The 10,617-nt window shown below is 41.6% G+C and carries 10 protein-coding genes; 7 read left to right on the forward strand and 3 right to left on the reverse strand.

What is annotated here, in order from left to right; all coding sequences use genetic code 11:
* Positions 1-34: 34 nt before the first annotated feature.
* A complete protein-coding gene (gene miaB, locus V6E90_RS16695) occupies positions 35-1,486 on the reverse strand; it encodes a tRNA (N6-isopentenyl adenosine(37)-C2)-methylthiotransferase MiaB (RefSeq protein ID WP_016542458.1) in 1,452 nt (483 codons plus the stop codon).
* A 300-nt stretch (positions 1,487-1,786) separates the two neighbouring features.
* Here miaB and V6E90_RS16700 point away from each other — a divergent pair, with 300 nt between their 5' ends.
* The 4 genes from V6E90_RS16700 to V6E90_RS16715 all read left to right on the forward strand — a co-directional run bounded on the left by V6E90_RS16700 (position 1,787) and on the right by V6E90_RS16715 (position 5,962).
* Positions 1,787-3,694 (forward strand): lytic transglycosylase domain-containing protein, encoded by a 1,908-nt coding sequence (locus V6E90_RS16700; RefSeq protein WP_332605970.1) that lies wholly within the window; start codon positions 1,787-1,789, stop codon positions 3,692-3,694.
* Between the two features lie 27 nt (positions 3,695-3,721).
* Positions 3,722-4,408 carry a ribonuclease T2 family protein gene (locus tag V6E90_RS16705; protein ID WP_016542460.1) on the forward strand — a complete coding sequence of 229 codons (687 nt, stop codon included), beginning with the start codon at positions 3,722-3,724 and terminating at the stop codon, positions 4,406-4,408.
* Between the two features lie 167 nt (positions 4,409-4,575).
* Complete coding sequence (locus tag V6E90_RS16710) at positions 4,576-5,562, forward strand: malate dehydrogenase (RefSeq protein WP_004655942.1); 987 nt, start codon at positions 4,576-4,578, stop codon at positions 5,560-5,562.
* 157 nt (positions 5,563-5,719) lie between these two features.
* The gene (locus V6E90_RS16715) at positions 5,720-5,962 is read left to right on the forward strand and encodes a DUF2789 family protein (RefSeq protein ID WP_004802586.1); all 243 of its coding nucleotides are present in this window, start codon (positions 5,720-5,722) and stop codon (positions 5,960-5,962) included.
* Between the two features lie 30 nt (positions 5,963-5,992).
* On the opposite strand, the gene V6E90_RS16720 is transcribed toward V6E90_RS16715, so the two are convergent.
* Entirely contained in the window at positions 5,993-6,520 is a 528-nt protein-coding gene (locus tag V6E90_RS16720; protein WP_332605962.1) for a hypothetical protein, read from the reverse strand.
* Positions 6,521-6,583: 63 nt separating this feature from the next.
* Positions 6,584-7,210 (reverse strand): 2OG-Fe(II) oxygenase, encoded by a 627-nt coding sequence (locus V6E90_RS16725; protein WP_016542463.1) that lies wholly within the window; start codon positions 7,208-7,210, stop codon positions 6,584-6,586.
* Between the two features lie 442 nt (positions 7,211-7,652).
* On the opposite strand from V6E90_RS16725, the gene V6E90_RS16730 reads away from it, so the two are divergent.
* From V6E90_RS16730 to V6E90_RS16740, 3 genes are read left to right on the forward strand one after another with little or no spacing between them, the layout of a single operon-like run.
* The gene (locus V6E90_RS16730) at positions 7,653-8,510 is read left to right on the forward strand and encodes a 23S rRNA (adenine(2030)-N(6))-methyltransferase RlmJ (RefSeq protein WP_004802589.1); all 858 of its coding nucleotides are present in this window, start codon (positions 7,653-7,655) and stop codon (positions 8,508-8,510) included.
* A 38-nt stretch (positions 8,511-8,548) separates the two neighbouring features.
* Entirely contained in the window at positions 8,549-9,382 is an 834-nt protein-coding gene (pssA, locus tag V6E90_RS16735) for a CDP-diacylglycerol--serine O-phosphatidyltransferase (protein WP_016542464.1), read from the forward strand.
* 16 nt (positions 9,383-9,398) lie between these two features.
* The gene (locus V6E90_RS16740) at positions 9,399-10,460 is read left to right on the forward strand and encodes a DUF6670 family protein (RefSeq protein WP_016542465.1); all 1,062 of its coding nucleotides are present in this window, start codon (positions 9,399-9,401) and stop codon (positions 10,458-10,460) included.
* The last annotated feature ends 157 nt before the right edge of the window (positions 10,461-10,617 follow it).

Consider the following 10,617-nt stretch of genomic DNA (forward strand, 5'->3'; position numbering starts at 1 on the left):
ACCCTTTTTGTTGCTCTGTAGGAATACCCTTACATTACGCCACGTCAGGTTCAAGATTCAAGAGTTCTCCGTAAACTAAATTTAAAGTTTTAATTTCAGTGATCTCAATCTCTGCGAAACGTCCAATCCATGCGGCATCACCAATAAATGTCACTAAACGTGTATTGTCTGCTGTACCGATCAAAACATTTGGATCTTTATCAGAAACTTTCTCAATCAACACACGCTCAATTTTACCGAGCATGGCATCCGTTTTATCAATACTCGAACGTTTAATCACTTCTTGTACTTGAGCCAAGCGATCTTTTTTCACTTGCTCAGGGGTACTGTCTGGTAAATCAGAAGCAGGCGTACCTGGACGTTTTGAGTAAACAAAACTGTAAGAATGATCGAAATCCAAATCTTTAATGAATTGCAGTGTTTCAGCAAAATGCGCATCGGTTTCACCAGGGAAACCAATAATGAAGTCGCTGGATAAATGCATATCTGGACGGACTTTACGTAATTTGGCAATTTTATCGATGTAGACATCAATCGTATGGTTACGTTTCATCGCTTGCAATACATCGTTTGAACCACTTTGTACGGGTAGATGTAAATGCGAAACCATTTGCGGTAAATCACGGTAGCATTGAATTAAATCTTCAGAGAATTCAAGCGGGTGAGAAGTGGTATAGCGTAGACGACCAATCCCTGGAATTTCTGCCACTAAGCGCAATAATTCTGGGAAAGTACAAATTTCACCTTCAAAGGTTTCACCGCGATAACCATTGACGTTTTGACCGAGTAAGCTGATCTCACGTACGCCTTTTTCAGCCAAGCCAGCGATTTCTGCCAACACATCATCCAACGGACGAGACACTTCTTCGCCACGGGTATAAGGGACCACACAGAATGAACAATACTTCGAGCAACCTTCCATGATGGAAACAAATGCCTTGAAGCCTTCCACACGTGGTTCTGGTAAAAAGTCGAACTTTTCAATATCTGGGAAAGAAATATCAACCAATTTGATTTTTTCTTTCTTTGGTTTTTCAATTTGAGCGTGATGCTGATCTAGCATTTGCGGCAAACGGTGCAGCGTTTGTGGGCCAAAGATCATATCCACATAAGGCGCACGTTTTTGAATGTTGTCACCTTCTTGCGATGCAACACAACCACCCACACCAATGATGAGATCTGGGTTTTGTTCTTTCAGTTTGCGCCAGCGACCTAAACCACTGAATACTTTCTCTTGCGCTTTTTCACGAATCGAGCAGGTATTCATGAGCAGAATGTCTGCTTCATTTGGATTGTCAGTGAGCACATAGCCATGTGAATCACCTAACAAATCTGCCATACGATGACTGTCATACTCATTCATCTGACACCCTTGAGTTTCAATAAACAATTTCTTGATCGAAACATCAGCGGTGTGCATTGGCTGGGTAACAGTGTTTTCTGAAGCAGCTTTTACAGCACTGGGAGTGAATGTTTGAACCGTCATGCAGGCTCCTAAACAAGGTGGATTTAAATAAACGGCGGATTATAGCAGTATTTTAGATCGAACGCAGAGAATAAAAAACTGACAAAAATGGACAGTTTGTGAATAAAATTGCGTGAATTTTAATGAATATGAATCAGTAATTTACATAACACAACAATAGTGGAAGGCGAGACTTATTACACTATAATGGCTGGGCAAAATTGAGCATAGATATTGATGAAGATGAAAAAGCAGCATAATTTTAGAACAACCTTAACTCGTAAATTGAATAACAAGAAGAGCTTCCGTTGTTTTATTGCAATGGGAGGAATGATTGCCTGCTCGTCTGTCTATGCTTTAGATGAACAATTTAATGATGCTTTGCGTGCTGCCAATGCGGGCAATTCTGCTTTGCTCGATCAGTACCAATCTGACATGCAAAATGATGCTTTGGGTTATTATCCCGAATATTGGAAGCTCAATACCAATTTAGGCTTTCAGCCCGCTGCTTCGATTATCAGCTTTGCGCAACGTTATCCGCAATCGGCAATGGCAGAAAAACTCTCTGCTGATTATGTGGAAGAAAAAGTCAAACTCGGAAGCTTTGCCGATGCCAAGCCTGTACTGAGTTATGTGACCAATCCAGATCAAGAAGAAAGTTGTGCAGTTGCGCAAGTTCGTGCAAAAACAGGGGATAGTCTGGTTTTTGCAGAATATAAAGACATTTGGCTCGCTACCAATTCCCAACCTGAATCATGTAATGGTTTAGGTCGTCTGATGTTGTCTAGTCCACTGATGACGACCCAAGATCGTCAACAACGTTTATGGGGACAGCTGCGTGCAGGCCAGTCTGGGCCAGCGATTGCGACTGCTCAAACCATAGGTTTGAATCTTTCTTTAGCACAGTTCAATCAAATTCAAGCCAATCCATTGGGTTATTTGTGGAGTGCGCCGAAAGCCAATGATGCCGATTATGCCTATTTGATTTTTGCTTTGGGACGTGTGGCAGATAGTGACTTAACCAATGCCTTGGGCAATGTACAGCGTGCTGCTCAGGATGTTCCGCAACCCGTACAACAATATTTGTATCGCACCATTGGCTATGTCGGTGGCACCACCGTGATGAAGAATGGCTTTAATCGTGAAGTATTAAATGCCTATGATCAAAGTTATGGTTATCCATTAAGTCCAGAAGAAGCTGAAATTTATGCGCGTCAGGCGATTCGTTTCGGGGCTTGGGAAAGTCTGATTCGTGCGATTGATGCCATGTCAGTGACGCAAAAGCAAGAAGACCGTTGGCAGTATTGGTTGGCACGTGCATCGGAACAGCGTTCAGATGGTGGTTCTAAACAAGCGGCGCAGCAGATCTATCGCAAATTGGCACAAGCTGGGGATGACTACCATAATTTGTTGGCAAAAGATCGTCTAGGCGAACGTTATAACCATCAGCCTTATAATGAGCAGCCAAGCACCCAAGATATTCAGCGTCTGAATCAAAATATTCATTTTAGACGTGCTTTTGCACTCAGAGATGTCAATGCGCCTGCCAACTATACTAACCGTGAATGGAACTGGGCAGTTCGTCAAGCCTATTTGCAACACGACGATGGTCTGCTTTTAGCTGCCGCGAAACGCGCGCATGATATGGGTTGGTATGATCGTGCAATCTATGCAGCGGATCGTACCACGTCTCGACATAACGACACTTATCGCTATGCTACGCCACATCGTAGCAACGTAACCAGTCATAGTTACAATGCTGGTATTGATCCTGCGTGGGCCTATGGTTTAATGCGCCAAGAAAGCCGTTTTGTAACCTCCGCACGCTCTCATGTTGGAGCAGGGGGGTTAATGCAGATTATGCCAAACACAGCCAAACTGATCGCAAGACAAATGGGTGAAACGTATAATCCTGCGGCACTGAGTGAGATGAATACCAACATTCGTTATGGCACCTATTATCTTTCAATGATTCAAAGTCAATTGAGCGGTAATGCCGTATTGGCAACAGCAGGCTATAACGCGGGCCCAAATCGTGCGCGCCGTTGGCAGCCAGATGCTCAGAATATGGCGGCAGATCAGTACACTGAAACCATTCCATTATTGGAAACACGTGACTATGTTAAACATGTCATGACCAACGCCACGCATTATGGCGTGGTGTTAGGGCAGGGGTCACAATCGTTAGAAAAACGAATGAGCACGATTCCTGTACGCAGTGGGCCTTAAGACACAGCAAGATGTTTAAGTGAAATAATGAAGTTTTTGCATTTGATGAAACCAATCGAATTACTCACAGGGCAGTTGATGAGATCTTTGCAGGCATTGGCTTGTTATTTGGTCTTGTCTTTTGCTATGCCATTACATGCTGCGAGTAATTCAGACGTTACGGGCTATGTGATGCATGTGCAGATGACACCCGCCGCGTGCTCTTTTGATTCGTCAAGACAAAAGCAACGCAAATGTCTAGAAGGCTATTCACTGACCATTGCAAGTTTATTGCCTGAAGTACCGCCCAACCGTGATTGCTCAACCAAAACGTCTGCCAAACTCTCACCTTTACAAGCCAAGGTGGTGGCGCGCGTCATGCCTGATGAAAATGCACGTGTGCAGTTATGGCAGGATGTGGGTGGATGTATGCCAATGAATGCCAGCCAATATTTTAGAACCATTATTAACTTTGCAGAGCGTTTAAAAATCCCCGCAGATTTGACTAGCCCGAATACGATAGAAGTACAAAAAGAAAGCTTGAGACAGCAATTTACCAAGCTCAATCCATCGTTACCGCCGAATGGTATTCGCTTTACTTGCCAGTCATCGAGATTTGATTCGGTCTTGACTGAAATACGGGTCTGCTATCAGAAAAATGGTCAATACAAACAGTGCGCAAGCCATATTGTGACGGGCTGCCCAAGTGAATTTACAATTAAAGGCAGTTACTAGGTATTTACCTAGTTTGATTTGTATTTTCTATTAGACTTTCGTTGAAATTCATTCTCTTTTACATGCATCTGTATTCGCTTTAGAGTACAATCTTTGCCGTTTATGATAATTCGATTGAATAATAATAGCGTTCAATCGTGCAAACGCATCTCATTGGAGAATATCACATGAAGCAACCCGTTCGTGTTGCCGTTACAGGCGCTGCTGGTCAAATTGGTTATAGCTTATTATTCCGTATCGCAAGCGGAGAAATGTTAGGTAAAGATCAACCAGTAATTTTACAATTGCTTGAAGTTCCTTTTGAGAAAGCTCAACAAGCGCTTAAAGGCGTGATGATGGAACTTGATGACTGTGCTTTCCCATTATTGGCAGGCATGATCGGGACTGATGATCCTAAAGTTGCATTTAAAGATGCTGACTATGCGTTATTAGTTGGTTCTCGCCCACGTGGTCCTGGTATGGAACGTGCTGACTTGTTGAAAGTGAATGGCGAAATCTTTATCGGTCAAGGCCAAGCGCTCAACGAAGTTGCGAGCCGTGACGTTAAAGTATTGGTTGTTGGTAACCCAGCAAACACCAATGCATACATCGCAATGAAATCTGCTCCAGATCTTCCAGCGAAAAACTTTACCGCAATGTTACGTCTTGACCACAACCGTGCATTAACTCAACTTGCTCAAAAAGCAGGTGTTGCAGTTTCTGACATCGAAGACATGACTGTTTGGGGTAACCACTCTCCAACAATGTATGCTGACTACCGTTTTGCAACTGCAAATGGCGTAAGCTTAAAAGACAAAATCAACGATGCGGCATGGAACAAAGATGTGTTCCTTCCAACTGTTGGTAAACGTGGTGCTGCGATCATCGAAGCGCGTGGTTTGTCTTCAGCTGCTTCAGCTGCAAACGCTGCAATCGACCATATGCGTGATTGGGCGTTGGGCACAAACGGCAAATGGGTAACGATGGGTATTCCATCTGATGGTTCTTATGGTATTCCAGAAGGCGTAATGTTCGGTTTCCCTGTAACAACTGAAAACGGTGAATACAAAATCGTTCAAGGCTTAGAAATTGACGAGTTCAGCCGTGAGCGCATCAACTTCACGTTGAATGAGCTTGAAGAAGAACGTGCAGCAATTGCTGACATGGTTAAATAATTTATCTTTTTGATAAATTGAAAGCACTCTCTTTGAGAGTGCTTTTTTTATGTCGCTTAAGAACAAAAAACAACAAGAAAAGATAGACCTATCGCTGCATCCCAAGGCGATTTACTGTTAGATTATTTTGATAAAGGACATCACTTGGAGAATAACAATGTTTGAACAGCAACCGACACTTGAGCTTTTATTCGAACAACTTGGGCTTGGGGCTGATGAGGCAGCAATCGAAAATTTTGTGAAAACTCATCAACTACCCGCTGATCAAAAGTTACATGAAGCTGAGTTCTGGAGTGCAGGACAGCGTGATTTTCTCAAAAGTCACTGGGATAAAGATGATGAGTGGGCGATCGTGATTGATGAGTTGAATCAACAACTGCATGTCGATAGCACCAGATAATTCATTAGTCCGATCAAAAAAAAGCTCACATTAGTGAGCTTTTTTTTGAATCAAGGTTTTAAACCAATCTTCTTGGCGTATGGCATTAAATGCAGGGTGGAGTTGTAATAACTCTAAATCATGATCCAAGCAAGATACGTATTTCGTTAGCCAATGCCGTGTGAGTGCGAGTTCTTGCTTAGCAGCTGAAGCGTAAGCCAAGAAGAAATAAATATCTAAGTGTTCTGTATATGCCAAAGGTTTTAAGATCTGTTGGGTAATCAAGGCAAAGCGTTGTTCTTTAGTCAACTCAAAGTAAATCATATAGGCTTTGGCTAAACATAAAGACAAATTTAAATACAAGCTTAATGGCATTTCATCATATTCAACACGAGCTTGTTCAAGCAGTACGATGGCTTCTTGCAAGAAATGCAATTGTTCCTGACGAATATGACTCAGTACCACTAATTGCAAACGTAGGTCAGCACGCTCTAGAGCAAGTTCGGGAGTATTGCTGTCTAAATAGAGTTGGTCTGTTTCACCAATTCGAGCAACCACTTGTTGAGTTTCATTTGACATTCATTGATCCAAAATCGTCAGTTATGCGTGGTATATAAGGGTGTTTTTAGTAATTTAAAGGTCTTAGCGCTGATTCCAAATAGAACCGCCACTGCGTAGCCATGCGGTGATCGATAAACGCTGTTGTTTGGAAAGCAGGACTTCGTGCAAAACGTCACTTTGAAAAATCGCCAGACGATTCGGTTGCGGTTGGATGATATGCCATTGATCCTTTTTATCTTGTAAGCGTAATTGCCCACCCCAATCCTCTTGCCAATTTTCATGCAAATAAAACACGGTTGAAATCATTCGGTCGTTTTTCTGCTGCGGATTATCTCGATGCAACGCATAAAATTCGCCTGCGTTATAGCAGGCAAAATGAGCCTCAACTTCTTTAATACCTAAATAGAAGGCCTGATTCAATGCTTGCGATAAATGCTCTAGCGTTTGTAGATGTTGTTGTGCAATCGGCAGTTGTCCATCAATCCATAAAATATGATCACTGCGGATATGGCTGACCACACCATTTTGTATCCCAGCTGCTCTGAATTCTGCAAGATGAGCACTACATTCATGTGCAAGTGCTTGTACATATTCATCTGAATACACTTGATCAATCAAGGCAAAACCAAATTCATTTAAATCATTCAGCACTTGGTCCAAATTCCAAGATTGAAGATTAAAAGCTTGGGGGAGAGAGGTTGCTTGCATGGCACTCCAGTGACATTGGGTTGATTACAGGACAATTTTAGACGATCACATCAACGCTAAAGAATAATTTAGGGGCTGCTGACGTTTCAACCATGCTTTGCGTTATAAGCTAAAACGACATAAACGAGGCATGGAACGTAGGCAATGGCGATTCCCTTGTCAAGTTTCATAACGAAGTTTAGGGTAGTTTTAGCTATAACCCTGAGCAAAAGCAAAGCATTGCTTTGGTTGCAGCGCAAGGCGAAGCTCAAGGACTGTGACGTTTTTTGCTGCTACAGCGTTATGTTTTTCTCATTTAGGATACTAAATTTCGTAAACCATGCCTTGTATCAGCTAAAAAATGTCTACAGTCGCAATGAGAGCTAGAGCTCGCAAGGTGAAATGTCATCGGCCCCTATTTTCATGTTAAACTACCTGCTGAATTGAGGAATAAATTGTCAACATGAATTACCGTCACCATTTCCATGCGGGTAACTTTGCCGATGTTATGAAGCATGTACTTTTGCTTCAACTGCTCGCTCGTTTAAATGCTAAAGATAAACCTTATCGATATATCGATACCCATGGTGGTGCAGGTAAATATGATTTATCTACGTCGGAAGCACAAAAATCAGGTGAATTCTTAACGGGTATCCATCGTTTGGTCAAGCTTGACGATTCGATTAAACGTAATGCGCCTGAAGGTGTAAAACAATATCTTAAAATTGTTGAAGATATGCGTGCAGGTTCGGGTAAAGGTGCTTATCCAGGTTCACCTTGGTTTGCACTTGAAGGCATGCGTGATATTGATAAAGCGACTATATTTGAAATGCAGCGTGATGTATTTCAGCAATTGTATTTTAATATTCGCGATAAACGTGCGGGTTTGCATGAGCGTGATTTCTATGAAGGCTTGATGGGTGTCATTCCGCCTAAAGAAAAGCGTGGATTGGTCATGATTGACCCTCCTTACGAAATTGAGCGTAAAGATTTCCCGCAATTGGTTGAAATACTCCAAGCCGCACATAAAAAATGGCCAACCGGTGTATTTGCTGTGTGGTATCCAATCAAAGATCGCGCCATGATTGAGCGTTTTGAAAAGAAAATGATGAAAACGGGGATTCGCCGTCAGCTCATTTGTGAAATTTGCGTATGGCCAGATGACACACCAGTTGGATTAAATGGTTGTGGTTTATTGGTAATTAACCCACCTTGGAAGTTCTCAGAAGATGCGGATCAAGCATTACAATGGTTGTTTCCACATTTGCGCATGAGTGAAAATGGTGGACATGCTGCTGTGCGTTGGTTGGTGGGTGAATAACCCATCAATGTCCAAATATTCTCGAGGAATTGAAAATAATGACAAATTCTCTTAAACCTGATTCTAATTTGAATAAAGAAGATCATTCTTTTGATGGAATCACTTTTGAAGTAGAAGAAGAAGAGCATACGCACGAAGGACAAAAAGTGAAACGCCGTGGTATTTATTTATGGCCGAATTTAATTACAACAGCCGCACTGCTTTCTGGTTTTTATTCTATTATTGCCAGTATGAATGGAAACTTTAATCAAGCGATCTATGCCATTTTCTTGGCTGCATTACTTGACGGATTAGATGGTCGTGTGGCACGTGCCATTGGTGCACAAAGTGCATTTGGTGAGCAATACGATTCGCTTTCTGACTTGTTGGCGTTTGGTGTTGCCCCAGCGATCTTGATGTATAGCTGGAGTTTACATGATCTTGGGCGTATTGGTTTGGCTTGTTGCTTTATCTATACGGCTTGTGCAGCTTTCCGTTTAGCACGTTTTAATGTACAGATTGGTGTTGTAGATAAACGTTACTTCATTGGTATTGCTAGTCCTCTTGCAGCAGTGACGGTGATTTCATTGGTTTGGGTCGGCCGTGATTATCCATTCATCTTTGATTTAAATGATATTGTTATTCAAGTGATTAACTCAGTGGTTATGGTTGCTGTGGGTTTACTGATGATTTCCAACATCAAATACTATTCATTTAAACAAATGGACCGTAAGCGTGTACCTTTCGTCGTGATGTTACCTGTGGTCTTGATTTTTGCTGCAATCACGTACAACATTCCTGTAGGGATACTGATTGTCTGTATCATCTACGTCCTTTCAGGATTTGTAACGACACTATTTGCCAAAAAAAATGATGCCAAAATAACAAGTTAAAATACGGAGGTTCAGTATGCCAATATTGATGAATAACAATCAATTAAAGCAGCTGAACCTTAATAAGTCAGATGCTTTAACGTTCCACCCACCTAAAGGCTTATTTAAGATCGTCTATCAGGCTTTGATCTTGCCCAATTTACCTGAACCCTTTCATTATTTAAATTTCATTAGCCTAATCGGCCAACCTCGCATCCCCATTTGTTATAACGCCAGTGCGATTACCACGACTGCAATCGATACTGCGACGGTTTTAGTTGCCAGTAGTTTATCGACTGTCGGACATCTCAAAAGTTATAGCGCCAAAGAGCAGTGTCAATTAGAGCAAGATCGTTATCAATTTCTAGATGTTGATCATATTCAGGTTGATTTCCCAAATTATTATTTTAAGCGTGATGATGAGGAACTCAGTTGCCAGCTCAAAGTCAATATTGGCACGGACATTGAAAACCATTCAGCTTTGCAATGGGGGGTAGGGGATTACTGGTATGTACGCTGCCAATGTGAAGGGGAAATCACCTATAAAAAACAACACTATCAAATTGAGGCGCAGGGAATTTTAAAACATGCCCGAGCCATCTATTTACCTTTTATTGCCTTTCACTTTTTTACCTATCAAATTATTCAGGTCAATTCAGACTTTCAGATCATCTTGTCTGAACTTAGGAATCAATGGAATAACATTGTTTTTTCTCGCATTGAAATACAATCGAATGAACAACATTCGGTACTTTATGATCATCAAGTCATTTTTGATGTCAGCCGTGTCTATCCAAAGGTGCAAACACCGAATGGGCGTGACATGTATTTACCACGAGAATTTACATGGCAATATTCAGAAAATGATGCAGTTGTATTTCATCTGACAGCACAAAGCCGAGGTGATTATAAATTTGGTTTGGCTGCAGGCTATGTGGGCAGCTTTCACTATCAACTCTTATGGGGAAATGAAAACTATGAGGGGACTGGATACTGTGAATATATCGATTGCAGGCCGTTACACTGGCAAGAAAAAAATAAAACTGAGCAAATAATCGACCAAATCGCACATTTTCAGCCTTATTTGTGCAAAAAATAGTCGCTTGATTTAATAATTTAAATAAATTTGAAAAAGGGGGTTGCACCTGAACTGAAATACTGTAGAATGCACATCCATCGGCGGTGATGCAGATAAAAACTTGTTGAGAAACAAGGATTTGGCTAAAATGGTTAGATTCTTGGGTTGGTTGATAAGT

It is taken from the genome of Acinetobacter sp. ESBL14 (assembly GCF_036668815.1).
In the GTDB taxonomy this organism is placed as follows: Bacteria; Pseudomonadota; Gammaproteobacteria; order Pseudomonadales; family Moraxellaceae; genus Acinetobacter; species Acinetobacter gyllenbergii.